Source organism: Roseibium sp. AS2, from assembly GCF_038900065.1.
Lineage (GTDB): Bacteria > Pseudomonadota > Alphaproteobacteria > Rhizobiales > Stappiaceae > Roseibium.
In genome coordinates, this window is the sequence record NZ_JBBMQN010000010.1 from 1 (window position 1) to 16,777 (window position 16,777).

General features: G+C 63.3%; 14 protein-coding genes. 3 read left to right on the forward strand and 11 right to left on the reverse strand.

Translation table 11 applies throughout. The annotated features are described in order from the left end of the window. Positions 1-160: 160 nt before the first annotated feature. From WNZ15_RS23750 to WNZ15_RS23780, 7 genes are all read right to left on the reverse strand, one after another. Entirely contained in the window at positions 161-928 is a 768-nt protein-coding gene (locus WNZ15_RS23750; RefSeq protein ID WP_342895522.1) for an SDR family oxidoreductase, read from the reverse strand. A 34-nt stretch (positions 929-962) separates the two neighbouring features. Further along, entirely contained in the window at positions 963-1,847 is an 885-nt protein-coding gene (locus WNZ15_RS23755) for a dihydropteroate synthase (protein WP_342895523.1), read from the reverse strand. Positions 1,848-1,971: 124 nt separating this feature from the next. Continuing rightward, a complete protein-coding gene (locus tag WNZ15_RS23760) occupies positions 1,972-2,418 on the reverse strand; it encodes a dihydroneopterin aldolase (protein ID WP_342895524.1) in 447 nt (148 codons plus the stop codon). Positions 2,419-2,516: 98 nt separating this feature from the next. Further along, positions 2,517-3,692: a mannonate dehydratase gene (uxuA, locus tag WNZ15_RS23765; protein WP_342895525.1), complete on the reverse strand. Its 1,176-nt coding sequence runs from the start codon at positions 3,690-3,692 to the stop codon at positions 2,517-2,519. A 290-nt stretch (positions 3,693-3,982) separates the two neighbouring features. After that, positions 3,983-4,723 (reverse strand): FCD domain-containing protein, encoded by a 741-nt coding sequence (locus WNZ15_RS23770; RefSeq protein WP_342895526.1) that lies wholly within the window; start codon positions 4,721-4,723, stop codon positions 3,983-3,985. After that, positions 4,720-6,540: a glycoside hydrolase family 2 TIM barrel-domain containing protein gene (locus WNZ15_RS23775; protein WP_342895527.1), complete on the reverse strand. Its 1,821-nt coding sequence runs from the start codon at positions 6,538-6,540 to the stop codon at positions 4,720-4,722. Before WNZ15_RS23775 ends, WNZ15_RS23770 begins: the two co-directional genes overlap by 4 nt. A 40-nt stretch (positions 6,541-6,580) precedes the next feature. Further along, the gene (locus WNZ15_RS23780) at positions 6,581-7,561 is read right to left on the reverse strand and encodes a TRAP transporter substrate-binding protein (protein WP_342895528.1); all 981 of its coding nucleotides are present in this window, start codon (positions 7,559-7,561) and stop codon (positions 6,581-6,583) included. Positions 7,562-7,853: 292 nt separating this feature from the next. Here WNZ15_RS23780 and WNZ15_RS23785 point away from each other — a divergent pair, with 292 nt between their 5' ends. From WNZ15_RS23785 to WNZ15_RS23795, 3 genes are read left to right on the forward strand one after another with little or no spacing between them, the layout of a single operon-like run. After that, positions 7,854-8,378 (forward strand): TRAP transporter small permease, encoded by a 525-nt coding sequence (locus WNZ15_RS23785; protein WP_342895529.1) that lies wholly within the window; start codon positions 7,854-7,856, stop codon positions 8,376-8,378. An 18-nt stretch (positions 8,379-8,396) separates the two neighbouring features. Then, a complete protein-coding gene (locus WNZ15_RS23790) occupies positions 8,397-9,698 on the forward strand; it encodes a TRAP transporter large permease subunit (RefSeq protein WP_342895530.1) in 1,302 nt (433 codons plus the stop codon). A gap of 8 nt (positions 9,699-9,706) precedes the next feature. Next, a complete protein-coding gene (locus WNZ15_RS23795) occupies positions 9,707-12,100 on the forward strand; it encodes a glycoside hydrolase family 31 protein (protein ID WP_342895531.1) in 2,394 nt (797 codons plus the stop codon). Between the two features lie 113 nt (positions 12,101-12,213). Here the strand turns inward: WNZ15_RS23795 and WNZ15_RS23800 are convergent, their stop codons facing one another. The 4 genes from WNZ15_RS23800 to WNZ15_RS23815 all read right to left on the reverse strand — a co-directional run bounded on the left by WNZ15_RS23800 (position 12,214) and on the right by WNZ15_RS23815 (position 16,741). Further along, positions 12,214-13,020 (reverse strand): pyrroline-5-carboxylate reductase dimerization domain-containing protein, encoded by an 807-nt coding sequence (locus tag WNZ15_RS23800; protein WP_342895532.1) that lies wholly within the window; start codon positions 13,018-13,020, stop codon positions 12,214-12,216. A gap of 308 nt (positions 13,021-13,328) precedes the next feature. After that, positions 13,329-14,354, reverse strand: a complete 1,026-nt coding sequence (locus WNZ15_RS23805; protein ID WP_342895533.1) for a proline racemase family protein — start codon at positions 14,352-14,354, stop codon at positions 13,329-13,331. Positions 14,355-14,363: 9 nt separating this feature from the next. Then, on the reverse strand, positions 14,364-15,467 hold the full coding sequence (locus tag WNZ15_RS23810; RefSeq protein ID WP_342895534.1) for a cis-3-hydroxy-L-proline dehydratase: 1,104 nt from the start codon (positions 15,465-15,467) through the stop codon (positions 14,364-14,366). Further along, positions 15,464-16,741, reverse strand: a complete 1,278-nt coding sequence (locus WNZ15_RS23815; RefSeq protein ID WP_342895535.1) for an FAD-binding oxidoreductase — start codon at positions 16,739-16,741, stop codon at positions 15,464-15,466. The genes WNZ15_RS23810 and WNZ15_RS23815 overlap by 4 nt, the downstream gene beginning before the upstream one ends. Between the last annotated feature and the right edge of the window lie 36 nt (positions 16,742-16,777).

Consider the following 16,777-nt stretch of genomic DNA (forward strand, 5'->3'; position numbering starts at 1 on the left):
GTCACAAAACCCTGCCGCCAGCGACGTTGCCGCCGTCGATGAACGCGTTATACGCAGCACCATCATCACCGTCAACACATCTTTCGAGTTTTTTTCATGAAATTTCGTCCACCTTCCCGATCGGTGGATATTAACCATTCGGCAACCCGTTGCGGTCCGCTCAGGACCCCTCGCCGATCGGCGAATTGCCGAAGCCCATCAGTTTCTGCCCGGCATCCACCACCAGCGTATGGCCCGTGATCTGGCGCGCATCCACCAGATACCGGACCGCCGCAACGATATCCTGCGGCCCCAGGCCCGGTCCGAGCGGCGTCAGCGCCTGCCGGCTTTCGAAATTCTCCCGGGTCTGGTCGCTCGGCAGAATAAGCCCCGGCGCGATGGCATTGACCCGGATGCCCCTGGGGCCGAGATCGAGCGCTGCCAGCCGCGTGGCCCCCTCCAGCGCGTGTTTGCCGCAGAAATAGCTGAACCGTTCCGGCGAAGCGGACTGCATCTGGGTGTCCAGCATGTTGATGATCGCCCCGCCTTCCGGCAACGGGTCCTGGCTGGCAAAGGCCTGCATCAGGAAAACGGGGGCCGCCGCGTTCACATTCATCAGGAACTGCCAGGTGTCCCTGGTGAGATCGGACAGGTTGTCCGTATCGAAAGCGGAGGCGGAGTTGACCAGAACCGAAACGGGACCGCCGAGAGCCTCGGCGGTCTCCGCGATCAGTTCCCCGGCAGTCTCCGGCTTGCTCAGGTCCTTTTGCAACACGACCGCCTTGCCGCCGGCGGCGACAATCTCGTCGTGAAGCGCCTGCGCGCCCTCGGCGGAGGAATTGTAGTGAAGCCCCATGGCACAGCCCGTGTCGGCCAGCCCCCTGGCGATCGCCTTGCCCAGCCGTTTGCCGGCCCCTGTCACAAGCGCGATCCTGTCTGTGGTGGCCATGTCCGCTCCTCCCCGGATTATCCTCGATCGGTTTTCAGGCAAAATCCTGCAGGTTCAGGACCGGCTGCACCCGCGGCACTTCATGGCTGCGCACCAGATTGGCCTTTGACAGGACCGCAAGGGTCGCCGCGCTGGTCTGGGCGACGCGCACCTCGTCGCGGAACAGATAGACCGCGCCGGTCAGCTGCACCGCCACCGGCCAGCCGAGTTCGCGCAGGCGGAAGGACTGCAGGATGCTGTCGGTCTGGTAGCGGATCCGGTCCGGCCCGTCAGGCAGATGCAGGGCAAAGCCGAACCCGGGATCGACCCACAGGCGCTCGATACCGGCCTCCGTCGCCAGGCGGATCCGGTCCCGGAAAAAGCTCAGCTGATGATCGAAGATGTCTTCCGCGGGCGGCAGACTGTCCTGCGACCGGGCGTTCTCGCCGGGCGTATAGCACAGCACCACCCCGGCCTTGTGCGCCGCGATTTTTTCATAAAAGGCCGGGTCGTCGACCCGGCCAGTCAGATTGATCACGGCTGCGCCGGCCTCAAGCAGGGCCACGCCGACTTCCGGGTGGTAGGTTTCGGCCGAGACCATGATGGTCTCGTCCGCCAGTGCCCGGACCACCGGGCGCATACGGTCGATCTGTCGTTCCGCGGCCACCCTGTCCGCAGCGTCTCCCGTCGACTCCGCGCCGATATCGACCATGGCCGCGCCTTCCAGCGTCATCCGGCGCCCGCGATAGAGCGCCGCCTCGAAGGTGTGGCACACCGTTTCGCGATAGCTGCTGTCCGGTGACAGGTTCAAGACCCCCATCTGGTAGGTCCGGTCCTCGAAGCGGCGCCCGAACCTTTCGAACTCGAAGGTCCGGACCGGCGTCTCGAGCGCTTCGCGGTATTTGAGCCAGAGCGGCAACAGGCGGTCTGCGGAAATCATCGGAGAGCAACACTCGTTGGCATGAACAGTCTCCGGGCAAATAGGCACCTTGCCGGGGGCGGCAAGGCTCCAGGTCCGGGCTCGTCGGAGAAGGCCGGCCCGCCGCAGGCACTTTCGGTGTCGATCATGACGTCGCGATCCGGCCGCACCTGCGGCTGATGCGGATGCCGACACCATCGGCTTCGGCGAATATCTCCGGCTTGGTCACCTTGACCGTGACACTCTCGGCCAGCGGATTGGACAGGACGAAGTCCGCCACCGCCTCGGCCCAGTCCTCGACCAGCTCGACATGTCCGCCGGCCGCCGCCTTGTCGCAGATGAAGGTGACGGTGTCCGCATAGGAAACATAGCGGCCGGTCTCCCGCACGATCCGGCGGTAGTCCGGCACCGTCCGGATCTCCACGTCGAAGCGCACCGCTTGCCGGCGGCCTTTCTCGCTGTCGAGCACGCCGATCTCGGCGGGCACCGCCAGCCCCTCGATCACGATCGTATCCCGACCGTCTTCGACGGAAGCGCCCGGCTCCCGCAGCGGAGCATCGGAAGGAGGTGTCGTATCTGGATGTGTCGGCATGGCTTTTCCGGGAAAGTGTCTGACATGTGCGAATGACAAGCCATGTCATTCCCCTTGCCCGGCCGTCAAGGGAAACCGGATCCGCAGATCGCTGACGGCTACTGCGCGCCGGCCGTGCCCAGCGCATCGACTGCGCAGGCGACGCCGCGCAGCTCGGCCAGGCCGCGCAGCCGGCCGATGGCCGGATATCCGGGCGTGGACGTGCCTGTCAGATCGTTCAGGATACGGTGACCGTGGTCCGGCCGCATCGGCAGGACCTTGCCCGCCTGCCGTTCCAGTCGCCTCACCGCGCGGATGACGGCGACCATGTCGAGGTCGCCGGCCAGATGGGCGTCCTCGTGAAAGCTGCGCGGATCGTCTTCCCGCCGGGTTGCCCGCAGATGCAGGAAATGAATGCGGTCTGCGAGCAGATCGACAAGAGCCGGAATGTCGTTGTCCGGATGCGCGCCGAGCGACCCTGTACACAGGGTAAAGCCGTGCGCCCTTGAGGCATGCATGGCGGCGATCCGTTCCAGGTCCGCCTGCGTGCTCACGATCCTGGGCAACCCGAACAGCGACCGCGGCGGATCGTCGGGATGCAGCGCCAGCACGCCGCCGGCCGCCTCGACCTCCGGCAGCACGAAGTCCAGAAAATTCTGCAAATTCCGGAAAAGGTCCTCGCGGCCGACATCGCGATAGGAACCGAGCCGTTCGCGGAAACTGTCCGGTGTGTAGCTTTCCTCCGACCCCGGCAGGCCGGCAAGGATATTGGCCGTCAGCCGGTCCCGCTCCGCGGGCGACATGGCCTGAAACCGGGCTCTTGCCGCCGCGATCTCGTCGGCGCTGTAACAGGCTTCCGCACCTTCGCGTTGCAGGATGAAGAGATCGAAGGCGGCATAGGCGGCATATTCGAACCGGAGCGCGGTCGCGCCATCCTCGAGTTCATAGGCCAGGTCGGTCCGCGTCCAGTCCAGCACCGGCATGAAATTGTAACAGATGGTCGCGACGCCCTGCCGGGCAAGGGCCACCGCGCTCCGCGCCCAGTTGCGGGCCTTGTGTTCCCAGCCCGGCGCTCCGGTCTTGATGTCCTCGTGGACGGGAATGCTCTCGGTGACAAGCCATTTCAGGCCCGCCGCCTCGATCATGTCCCGCCGCGCGGAAATATCCGCCTCCGGCCAGACAGCTCCGTTCGGGAGATCGTGCAGGGCGGTCACAATGCCGGTTGCGCCCGTCTGGCGGATATCCGTCAGCGAGATCGGATCCCGGGGCCCGAACCAGCGCCAGCTTTCGATCATGGTTTGCAGTCTTTCCTGGTACTAGGGTCTGTGTACAATTAGGTTTGTGTCGCGTCGCGAGCCCGATTTCGGTGTCCGAACAGGAGGAAAGTCCGCAGTGGTGCCGCCCACCGCAAAGGCTTTCCGACGCGGTCGGGACCGAAATCCGCCGCGTCTCGAAGAGATTTGGCGCACAACGCCCAGCGCAGCGTCGCACTGTCTTGAAAGGGGAACACCCTTCCTGCGACCTTGCTTCTTGACCTGCGCGTTGTGCATCCAAACCTCGACCAAATCCTAATTGTCCACAGACCCTAGGGCGCCGCGGCGGCCGGTCTGTAAAGATAACCGTCGAATTCCGGGTCGCCGACGTCGGAGAGTTCCAGCAGGGTCCGGCGGACGCTTTCAAGATGCTGCCACATGGCGGCCCGCGCCTTTTCCGAATTGCGGTGACGCAACGCTTCCAGGATCGCGGCATGGTCATCCAGCCATTTGGCCCGGTAGCTGAGATCGAAGATGCGGTCATGAAGCCGGGCCCACATGGGACTGTCTTCCCGTTTGGTCCACAGGTCCTCGACCTGGTCGACCAGCACGCTGTTCTGGGTCGCTTCCGCGATCTGCCGGTGGAACAGCCTGTCCGCCGTATAGTCTTCCTGCCCGTTTTCGATGGCCTTGCGTTCCAGCTCCAGCGTTTCACGCAGTTGCACGATATCGTTCTTGGTGATGGTCGTTGCCGCGAAGCCGGCGATGCTGCTTTCCAGAAGCTGCCGGGCCTGAAGCAGCTCGAACGGACCGAAATCGGCCTTGGGAATGTTCAGCGAGATTTTCTCGCCGGCCGCCACATAGCTGCCCGACCCCTTGCGCACATCGAGATAACCCTCGATTTCCAGCATGATGAAGGCTTCCCGGACCAGCGACCGGCTGATGCCCAGTTCAAGCGAAATCTGGCGCTCGGTCGGAAACTTGTCGCCGGGCTTGTAGCCCTTCTCGGTGATGCGCCGGGCAAGCAGTTCGGCAATTTCCTGATAGCGGCGCTTTGCGGCATCGCCGGTCATGAGGCCTCCCTCGCGGTCTCGCCTCCCGCCGCGATCTCATGATAGAAGCCGGCCAGGATATGGAACGCTTTTTTCTTCGTGGTCTTGTCGGCCGCGATCAGCCCCTTGTGGTTATAGCCGTTCTGGAAGATGTTTTGGCGCCGTTCGACCCGGAAATCGTACAGTATCCACGGCGACATGCCCTTGATGTAGCTCAGGCGGCGCAAGGTCGCTATCTGTTTGCGATAGACCTCGGCCATATAGTCTTCGCTGAACAGGCCCCGCGCCGGCCCTTTTTCGCCGATCACGCCGTCGGCGCCGGTTTCCGAAATCACCACAGGCCGATCCGGATCGGAGTTTTCGCCGATCGCGGCGAGATCCTCGAAGTTTTCCTCGTACCAGCCGTAATATTCGTTCAGGCCGATGACGTCGATATGGGCCGCGAGCCGGTCTTCTATCCGGTTCCTTGCATGGTTGACCAGGCAGGCCGCCGACGTCAGCCGGGTCGGATCGAGCGTCTTGCAGGTCTGCGCCAGCCCCTTCATGAACTCAAGCCGCGCATCCGTGTCCGGGTTTTCGTTGCCGACCGACCAGATGATCACGCTGGCCCTGTTGCGGTCGCGCTTGATCAGTTCCGCCAACTGGTTGTCCGCATCCCGGTAGGTGGCCGGATTGTCGAAATCGATCGCCCAGTAGACCGGGATCTCCTCCCAGAGCAGGAAGCCGAGTTCGTCGGCGATCCGGGCCGCCTGTTCGTGGTGCGGATAATGGGCAAGACGCAGATAGTTGCAGCCGAGGTCGCGCGCATGCTCGAAACGCCGGCGCAGATCCGCATCATTGGTGACCTTGCCAAGCGCCGCGTCGTCCTCGTGCACGGAAATACCGCGCAGGAACAGCGGCTCGCCGTTCAGGAGAATATCGGTGCCGCGGCGTTCGATCTGGCGGAAACCGACCCGGTCGGTGACCCGGTCTTCGCCGCAACTGACGGTGACATCGTAGAGCACCGGCGCTTCCGGGCTCCACAGGTCCGGCCGGACAGGGATATCCGCCTGCGCCTTGCTGGCCCCGTCGACGGCCATCTCCACGTTGATGCCAAGATCCGGAATCTCCAGCCGCGCGGCGCCGGCAACCGGCCCGTCGACCGTGACCTGCGCGCGCAAGGTCCCGTAGGTCCCGTCCGGCACCAGATGGATGAAAAAGTCCCGGATCAGGCTCTTCGGCGTCTCGAAGAAACAGACCTCGCGGTAGAGTCCGCCGTAATTGAACCAGTCGGTGTTGCGCATCGGCACCCGGTCGCGGGTGCGGGTGTTGTTGACGCAGGCCATGATCCAATTGCGGCCCGGCTTCAGCTTGCCGGTCAGGTCGACGCAGAACGGCGTCGAGGCGCCGTAGTGATTGCCGAGGAATTCGCCGTTCAGGAAGACCTTGCAGTCATAACTTGCCGCACCGAAGCGCAGGAACTGGCGCTTGTCCGGATCGACCGTGTCGACATCCAGCGGCCGCGTGTACCAGGCGCTGCCCTCGAAGAAATACCACTTCTCCTTGAGCATGGCCCAGTTGGAGGGCACCGGCACGGTCTCGCCCATGTAGGGATCATAGTCCCAGGGCTCCGCGCGGTCCTCCGGGGCCTCCGGCAGCATGGCGAACCATTTCTGCCGGAGGCCGGTGTCAAGAAGATCGACGCAAAAGGTCCAGTCGCCGTCGAGGCTGGTGACAGCCCGCCCGCCCATGAAAACCAGCCCGTCATGGTTCAGGGTCTGCGTGTTGAAGGGGACGTCGTAGTCCTCGTCATGCAGCGCCTGAAGCGCATTGTCGGCGAGATGGGAACGTTCGAGCATTTATGTAAGTCTCCGGACCTGATGCTTTTCGATCAACCGCTTACTGGGCAGCGGCCTTGATGCGCTTGATCAGGTCGGCAACGACCAGCGACTTCTGCGCGGCTTCCTCGTGCATGGGCAGAACAGCTTCGATGAACGGCCCCTTTTCCACTTCGATGAATTCCACGCCGAGTTCGCTTTTCGCGGTCTCGACAGCCTCGGCGCTCATGGCGTCCCACTGGGCGCGGTGGAAGTCCATGGACTCGCCGGCGGCCGTGCGAACGGCTTCCTTGTGCGCGTCGGACAGACCGTTCCAGCTCTCGGTGGAGATCATCACCACGGACGGGATCATGGTATGGCCGTCATCGGAAAAGAACTTGGAGACTTCGCCATGGCGGGCGGAGGTCAGGGCCATCGGGTTGTTTTCCGCGCCGTCGACCACACCCTGCTGCAGGGCGCTGTAGAGCTCACCCCAGGAGATCGGGGTCGGGTTGCCGCCGAGCAGCTCGACCATGCGGATCGCGGACGGGCTCGGCTGGACGCGGATCTTCATGCCTTCGAGATCCGCCGGCGAATGGATCGGCTTGTTGGCGTAGAACGAACGGGCGCCCTCGATATAGAAGGCAAGGCCGACGAAGCCTTTGTCGGCGGAAGCGGACAGGATGTCGGCGCCGATGTCGCCCTTGAGCACATCGTAATAATGGTCGGCGCTGACGAAGATGTAAGGCAGGTTGAGCGCGCCGTAGGATTCCTCGAAGGCTTCCAGTTCGGAGGCGTTGGAGCGTGCCATGTCCAGGGCACCGTTCTGCATCAGTTCCATGGACTCACGCTGCGTGCCGAGCTGGGCATTGGCGTAGATCCGGATCTTCAGGTCGCCATCGGTCAGCGCATCCACACGCTCGGCCATGAATTCCATGGACTTGTGCAGCGGATGGTCTTCCGGATTGTTGTGATTGAGACGCAGTGTCTTGGCATTGGCCGCAGAGCCAAGCGCAACCACACCAGCGGCCAGAACGGCCGCGAGTTTCACGAATTTCGACATGTTTTCCTCCCAAGAGCGGCCTCGACCGCGAGAAACCAGGAACCTGCCGGACTTTTCCGTCCGGCCATCGGATCATCCGCGATACGGTGAACTCACCTGAGTGCGGCATGACCCTGTTTCGCGGCCTTGTATCGCCGCGGATGGCAAATTGTTCGTCCAATTCTTCAAATCAGTCAACCTTTTTTACAAAATTGGTTGACCAATTTTTATTCCTGTCGCATGTCTAGTGTGACCGGACCCTGACCACAAGGCGCCACCCTTGGCGCGGAAGACCCGGTGCGGGAGGAAAATCGTGACACTTATCACCAGGGGCGTGGACCTTGTCCTGCGCCTTGTCATAACCATCGCCTTCACGGTGCTGGTGGCCTGCGTCGTCTGGCAGGTCGTCTCGCGCTATGTGTTGCAAAGCCCGAGCACGGTGACCGACGAGATGGCCCGTTTCCTGTTCATCTGGGTCGCCCTTCTTGGCGGAGCCTATACGCTCGGCCAGCGCCGTCACCTGGCCATCGACCTGTTGCCGGTGATCACCAGGGGGCTGGCCCGCCTGCTGGTCAATTGCGGCATCATTGCCGCGATCGCCCTGTTTGCCGCCGTCGTCATGGTCTATGGCGGTCTCGACCTTGTGAGCAGAACGCTGGAAACAGGCCAGGTCTCCCCGGCCCTGCGCCTGCCGATGGGACTGATCTACACGGCAATCCCATTTTCCGGCCTCTGCATGCTCTATTACTGCCTGACATTCCTGGCCGACCTTTTCCGCGAGGGCCGCGGCCCGAACGACCAGGCGACGGCTGCAAAGGCCGGCGGCCCGCTGGACTGACAAGGACACCCCACTTTCATGGATATTCAATCGGTCCTGGTTCTGTTCGGGACATTCGCCCTGCTCATGGTCCTCGGAGTGCCGATCGCCTTTTCGATCGGTCTGGCCGCGTTTGCCACCTTCCTGCTGTTCATGTCGTTCGACCAGTCGGTCTATATCGTCGCGCAGCAGGTGGCCTCCGGCCTTGACAGTTTCACCCTGCTCGCAATCCCGTTTTTCATTCTGGCGGGCAACATCATGAACCGGGGCGGCATCGCCATGCGCCTGATCGAGTTCGCAAAGGTGCTGGGCGGCCGTCTGCCCGGCGCGCTGGCCCACTGCAACGTGCTTGCCAACATGATGTTCGGCTCCATCTCAGGATCCGCCGTGGCCTCGGCAGCGGCCGTCGGCGGTGTCATGGCCCCCCTGCAGAAGAAGGAAGGCTACGATCCGGCCTTCAGTGCGGCCGTCAACATCGCCTCCTGCCCGACCGGCCTGCTGATCCCGCCGAGCGCCACATTCATCGTCTATTCCCTGATCACCAACGGCACCTCCGTCGCGGCCTTGTTCGTTGCCGGCTACGTACCCGGCATCCTGATGGGGCTGAGCCTGATGCTGGTGGCCGGTTTCATCGCCAAGCGGCGCGGGTATCCGGTTGCCGAGCGCCCGAGCAGAAAGGAAGTCCTCGACAAGTCGCTGGCGGCCATGCTGCCGCTCGGACTGATCGTGATCGTCATGGGCGGCATCATCGGCGGCGTCTTCACTGCCACGGAAGCCTCGGCTGTGGCCGTCGTTTACACCCTGTTCCTCGCGCTGGTCGTGTACCGCGAGGTCACCTGGCGCCATCTGCCGGGCATCATTCTGGAAAGTGCGGTAACGACCTCGATCGTGCTGCTGATGATCGGCTGTTCGATTGCCATGTCCAAGGCCATGGCTTTCGCCGACATTCCCTATTCCATCTCCGATATCCTGCTCGGCCTGTCCGAAAATCCGATCGTGCTGCTGCTGATCATCAATCTGGCACTGCTGGTGGTCGGGACCTTCATGGACATGACGCCGGCGCTTCTGATCTTCACGCCGATCTTTCTGCCCGTGGTGGAGGATCTCGGCATGGATCCGGTGCATTTCGGGGTGGTCATGACCTTCAACCTGTGTATCGGCATCTGCACGCCACCGGTCGGGTCGGCCCTGTTTGTCGGCTGTTCGGTCGCCGGAGTGAAAATTGGTGAAGTCATCCGGCCGATGCTCGGTTTCTACGCCGTGCTGGTCGCGCTGCTGCTCGTGGTCACCTATGTGCCGGAGCTGAGCCTGTTCCTGCCGCGCGTTCTTCTCGGGTACTAGGAAAATTCATGAAATCGCTGAAAGACTGGCAGTTCGCCGGCCGAACCGGCACGGGCTTCGCCGTGGATGTCGAAACCCGGCACCGGCTCGAAATCAGGGTGCTCGAACAGGATCTGATCCGGGTCAGCCTCCTGAAGGACGGTGCCTGGCGGCTCGACCGCACCTGGGCCATCGCGCCCGCCGCCGATGTCCCCTGGGAAGGCCGGCCCCGGGACGATCTCGACGGCTTCACCTGTCCGGAATTCGCGCTGGACACGCAGGAAACCCGCATCGTTCTTGAAACGGACTGTCTCCGTCTGACTGTCGAAACGCCGCTGGCTCTGGTCTGGGAAGCGCGCACCGCGCCCGATAGCCCTTATCGCGAGATCGCCCGTGACCGGCCCCAGGATGCCTATATGATCGGGCGGCGGGACCATCGAAAGCACCATTACATGCGCCGGTTCGACGGCGAGCGCAGCTACGGTCTCGGCGAGAAGACCGGACAGCTGGAGCGCTCCGGGCGCCGCTTCGAGATGCGCAATCTGGACGCCATGGGCTATGACGCCCGTTCGACCGATCCGCTCTACAAGCACGTTCCGTTCACCATCACCGATCGCGGCGAACTTGGCACATACGGTCTCTATTACGACACGCTCGCGCCGTGCTGGTTCGATCTGGGAAATGAAAAGGACAACTACCATCCGCCCTTCCGGTCGTTCCGCGCTGATGACGGCGACCTGGACTATTATTTCAGCTGGGCACCGACGGTCCTGGACATCACCCGGCGGCAGCACTGGCTGACCGGCGGCACCGCCTTCATGCCGCGCTGGGGTCTCGGTTATTCCGGCTCGACCATGGCATACACGGATTCCGACAACGCCCAGGAGCGTCTGATGGAATTCCTGGACAAACTCTCCGACGAGCAGATGCCCTGTGACAGTTTCCAGCTGTCCTCCGGCTATACCGCGATCGGGGCAAGGCGCTACGTATTCCACTGGAACACCGACCGGTTCCCGGACGCGGAAGCCATGACGAAGGCGTATCGCCAGGCCGGCATTCACCTGATTGCCAACATCAAGCCTGTCCTGCTGGACGACCATCCGCAGTACCGGGACGTGCAGCAGGCCGGATTGTTCATCCGCGACAGCGAAACCGGCTCCCCGGAACAATCCCCCTTCTGGGACGGCACCGGCTCGCATTTGGACTTCACCAATCCGGACACCGTGACCTGGTGGCAGACAAACCTGCACGACCAGCTCTTCGCCAAAGGCATTCACTGCACCTGGAACGACAACAACGAATACGAGGTCTGGGACGACGAGGCGGTTTGCACCGGGTTCGGTGATGCCATTGCGGTCAACCTGATCCGGCCGCTGCACAGCCAGCTCATGACGCGGGCCTCCTTTGATGCCCAGCGGGCCGACAAGCCGGACGAGCGGCCCTATCTGATCTCCCGCTGTGCCTGCCCCGGCACACAACGCTATGCCCAGACCTGGACCGGCGACAACTACACCTCCTGGGACACGCTGCGCTGGAACATACCGATGGGTCTCGGCCTCAGCCTGTCGGGTTTCTACAATATCGGCCACGATGTCGGCGGCTTCGCCGGCCCCCGCCCGGAACCGGAGCTGTTCCTGCGCTGGGTGCAGAACGGCATCTTCCATCCACGCTTCACCATCCATTCCTGGAATGACGACGGCACGGCCAACGAAGCCTGGATGTATCCGGAAATCACGCCGCTGGTGCGAGACGCCTTGAAGCTGCGCGCGCAGTTGATCCCCTACCTCTACGGTCTGCTCCACCAGGCGGTGACCGATGGCGAACCCATGCTGCGGCCGTTGTTTCTCGATCATCCGGATGACCCGGCCTGTCGCGCGACGGAGTTCGACTTTCTGCTCGGCAAGGACCTTCTGGTCGCAACAGTCGTGGAAGAAGGCGCCACCTGCAGGAAGGTCACGCTTCCTGCCAACGCCGAAGGCTGGTGGGCTTTTGACGGCAGCCGGTGGTATCCCGGCGGGCAGGTGATCGAGGTTCCCGTCTCTCTGGAGACGATCCCGCTGTTCGTGCGTGGCGGCGCGATCCTGCCGCTCGCGGCGGCCGGCCTGCGCTCGGACCCGGCCTCGGACACAGACCGGACCTGGCGCATCTATCCGCAACCCGATGGCACGCCCGACAGCGTCACGCAGTTCTATGACGACGACGGCACAAGCCCCGATGCGCTGACCGGGGACCATTGCCTGACACGGCTCGCGCTCGCCCGCAGTGACGGCGCTCTGCATCTGGACTGGCAACGGAGCGGACACTGGCAGCCGGCTTTCGAAACGGTATCTGTCTGGCTGGCGGAGCCGTCTCTGCTCATCGTCAATGGCGCCGCGCACACCCCTTCGGAGCCGATCCGCCTTCTGACCACGGCAAGGTCCTGAAACCTCTGCCCCAACTCACGCAGGCGATGTCCGACCGGCACGTCCTGGCCTTGCATCCGGATACCGGCGGACACGTTCAAATGAGATGGACAGCATCTGACCGGTTAACCGCGTCAGTCCTTTATGACCTTCAGGTCAGCCGGGTCCTGGTGGCGCTGCTGGCCTGAAATCTCTCCGCAACGCAGGGCGGCGGCCTCGACCGTGCGTTTGACGAGATCCTGAATGCCGTGCTCGTCCGCCATGAATTCCAGCATGCCAGCTTCCGTGGTACCGCCCTTGGAGGTGACCGCGACACGAAAGCCGGTGGCATCCGCCTCCGGCTCCGCAAGCATGCGTCCGGCCCCGGCGATCATCTTGATGGCCAACTCGTGTGAAAGATCTTCCGGCAGGCCGAGTTCGAGGCCCGCCGCGGCGAAGGCTTCGGCCATGGCGAAGACATAGGCCGGCCCCGCTCCGGAAAGCGCGGTGACGATTGGCAGCAGGTCTTCTTCCGGCATTTCGACAACCGTGCCGACGCACGTGATCAGCCTGACGAACAGCGCCTTCTGATCGTCACTCAACTTTCCGTTCGTGACATAGGCGGTGATCGCGGCGCCGACCGTCGCCGGCAGGTTCGGCATCGCCCGGACGACTGGGGTGCCTTTTGAAAAATGCGCTTCGAAAAGGGAAAGCGGCTTGCTGGCGGCGATCGACATGATTAGCGTGCCGCCGCCGCCATACGCTTCCAGAGACGGCAGGATCTTGTCGACATCCGGCGGCCGGGTTGCGATCACGATCCCGGCCGGCTGATCGGGAAAGGGCTCATTGAGATGGATGCCTTCGACGCGTGTCAACCAGTCGGCCGGTCTCGGATCGCGAACGAACAGCGACTCGGCCGCGATCCCGTCCGCGAGCCAGCGCGACAGAAGAGCCTTGCCCATAAAACCACACCCGACAAGGCAGATACCCCGGTCCACAAGGTTTGTCATACGTCCCCTGCATTCAATTGAGGATGATCTGTTGCGCCTGACCGGTCCGGCAGCCCAATTGCAGCCACCTCAGCCCGAATCTCTCACGCATTTACCATTATAGCGCAACAGTACACAGCGCCACTGGAAATCAGTAGCAAGAGTATTGAGGGCGGCGACGGTCCGCCAGAGGACTCGAAAGACACGATTGCCTGTCGTGTCCTTTGGCGGACTGCGCAAACTGCTTGGGAATATTGTTATCGGCCGGGGTCAGACGGGGATCAGGCACCCCAGGTGTCGCGGAGCCGGTAACCGCCGGGCCAGGGGTCGCCCGGGTCCAGCATGTGCTGGTGAATTCCCGTTATCCAGCCCCGGCCGGAAATTTCCGGAATGATGCCCGCGCCGTCGCCGACCGTCGCATCGGCAACGATCCGCCCGGTAAACGAGGAACCGATGATGGAAACCGCCTCGAAAGTGTCACCGACCTTCATCTGCCCCCTGGCCGCCATCAGCGCCATGCGCGCGGACACGGCTGTCCCAGTCGGTGAACGATCGATCTTGCCCGGTTGAATGGCAACCGCGGAGCGGCTGTGCAAGCCCGTGTCGTTCCGTGCCACGGGGCCGCAAAAGGCGCAGAATGAAATGTGATCCCAGCCCGGGTTTTCCGGATGGGAAAACCCGATCTGCGCATTGGCCGCGTTGGTGATCCTGACACCCAGGCGCGCAAGGTCCCCCGCCTCGTCCTCGGCAATGGCAAAGCCCAGCGCCTCCGCGTCGACCATGACGAAACTGTCACCGCCATAGGCGGTATCCACCGTCAGGGTCCCAAGTCCCTCCACCTCGAGCGGGACCGACATTTTGCCGGCAAAGCTTGCCACGTTCCGGACGAAGATCCGCTCTGCCTTGCCATTTCGGCACTCGGCCCGGACCCGGACCAGACCGCCCGGCGCCTCCAGCACCATGTCCGTGACCGGTTCGTTCATGGGCACGATACCGCTGTCGAGCAGCACCGTCGCCACGCAGATCGAGTTGGACCCGGACATGGGCGGCGTGTCCTCCGGTTCCATGATGATGAAAGCCGCGTCTGCGTCGGGATGTTTCGGCGGCACCAGCAGATTGACATGCCGGAACACGCCGCCACGCGGTTCGTTGAGCACGAAGTTGCGCAAGGCCCCGTCGCTGGCGATGAAGCTGCGCTGATCCCAAAGCGTGTCTCCGGGCGGCGGCGCGACCCCGCCGACGATGACATCGCCGACCTCGCCTTCCGCATGGCAGGAAATCACGTGAACGGTCTTGCTGCTGCGCATCGTGCTCTCTCAGGAATACCGGGCGACCGGGTCGCCCAAAGCGTCGAGGATAGGCGTTATGCCGAGGCCCGGACGCTCGGAAGCGGTCATCCGGCCATTAATCCGTTTTGGCGCGCCCTCGGCAATATCGACGGTGCCGTAGCTGTTGAAATCGGTCGCCGAGAACGTGAATTCGGCCGGCGTCGACCGGGCCAGATGGGCAATCGCCGCGGTGGTGATGTCACCTCCCCAGGTATCTTCGATGGTCATGGGAAGCCCGTGGGCGACGCACAGATCACGCATCAGCCTGGCCGCGGTCAGCCCGCCGACCTTGGAGATCTTGAGGTTGATACAGTCCATCGCATCTTCCGCGATGCCGCGCACCAGTGTGTTCGGTCCGTCGATCACTTCGTCCAGGATGAATGGCAGGCCGGTGCGGCGGCGGATGGAAACGCTCTCCTCATAGGTGAGGCAGGGCTGCTCGATATAGACGTCCAGATCGGAAACGGCGCCGACCACCCGGGCCGCCTCGTGCCGGGTCCAGCCGGTATTGGCGTCCGCGACCAGGAGGTCCGAGGCTTTCAGAACGGACCGTGTCGCGCGAATGCGCTCGATATCGTCATTGGCATCCCCGCCGACCTTGAGCTGGAACTTGGTGTAGCCCTCTGCGGCATAGCCTTCGATCTTCTTCGCCATGACCTCCGGGTCTTCCTGGCTGATCGCCCGGTAGAGCACCACATCGTCCTGGGCCGCGCCGCCGAGGAGAACATAGACCGGCAGTGACGTGGCCTTGCCGAGCAGATCCCAGCAGGCAATGTCGATCGGCGCCTTGGCATAAGGATGACCGCGCAAGGCCGCTCCCATCACCCGGTTGATCTCACCGATGTTCAGCGGATCCATGCCGATCAGATGGGGCGCCAGTTCCTGCAGCCCGGCGCGCACGCCGAGCGCGAAACTGGGTAGATAGGCGGATCCCAGCGGACAGCATTCCGCATACCCTTTCAGACCCTCATCCGTCTCGATCTCGACAACGGTGCTGTCGAACACCTCGACGAAGTTTCCGTTGGACCAGCTGTAGCGCCCTTCCTTGAGTGGAAGGTCGACCTGATAGACATTGATGGCCGAGATTTTCATGAAAGTTCTCCTTGAAAGCTGCCTTGGAAACGGCGCGCTGAAAAAGCGCTGATGTCGATGGGGGGCGGTGTTTCGCCGGAAAGGCTGGCCACCAGTTCCGCGGTTCCGGCGGATTGGGTCAGCCCCAGATGACCATGGCCGAAGGCATAGAGGATCCGGCGATCCCGCGGTGAGCGGTCGATGACGGGAAGGCTGTCCGGCAGAGACGGGCGGAACCCCATCCACCTGGTCCCGTTTTCCGTCTTCAGCTCGGTAAGAAAGCTTCGCGCTTTCTGAAGCAGGATGTCGGCACGTTTGTAATTGGGCGGCAGGTCGAGCCCGCCCAGTTCGACCGCACCGCCGACCCTGATGCCGCCGTTGATCTTGGTCACCACGAAACCGTGCCCTGAAAAGGTCAGATGCGTACGCAGATCCAGGGCGCCTTCGGGCAGCGTTGTATTGTAGCCGCGCTCTGTTTCCAGGGGGATCCGGTCGCCCAGCGTCCGGGCAAGACGGTGGGACCAGGCCCCTGCGGCAACCACGACATTGCGTGCCAGCATGGTGCCGGCCGAAGTTTCAATCCCGACACCGGCCTCGCCCGGCGTCAATGCCCTTGCGGCACAATCGGTCATCCGGCCGCCGCGTTCCAGGAACGCGGACCGCAGCTGCCCCAGCCAGCGGGCCGGATCACAGGTATTGACCCAGTCGGGCGTGAATCCGGCATGGGTGAAGCGGCGATCCAGACCGGGCTGGATTTCGGCGATGGCTTCGGGACTTTCGAGAAGGTCGAAGCGTATCGCGTGATCGCGCCGCAAGGCCCAGCCGGCAAGACTGGCGCGGTATTCATGTGCGCCCTCATAGAGTTGAAGCTGGCCCTCGGGCTGGATCAGGCCGGCGCCTCCGACATCGGCAACCTGCCGGTCCAGGGCGGCGCGCGACAGCTTCATCAAGGCGGCCTGCGCGGTCAGAGAGGCCTTGAAGCGGTCCGGCCGGCTGGCCCGCCAGAAGCGCAACATCCAGGGTGCGATCCGGATGGCATAGCCCGGCGGGATCGACAGGGGTCCCAGCGGATCGAGCAGCCATTTCGGCGCGCGGCGCATGATCCCCGGCGTCGCCAGCGGAACGATATCGGCAAAGGCAAAGGCACCGGCATTCATGTCCGATGTCCGCGCGGTCTCCCGTTCACGGTCCAGCACCATGACCTGCCGGCCCCGCGCCTGAAGGGCGAGCGCGCTGCCAAGGCCGATGATCCCGGCACCGATCACAACACTGTCGTGGACCTGTGTGTCCGTCATGAATGATCAAACCTGCAAAAAGGCGCGGGACGGCGG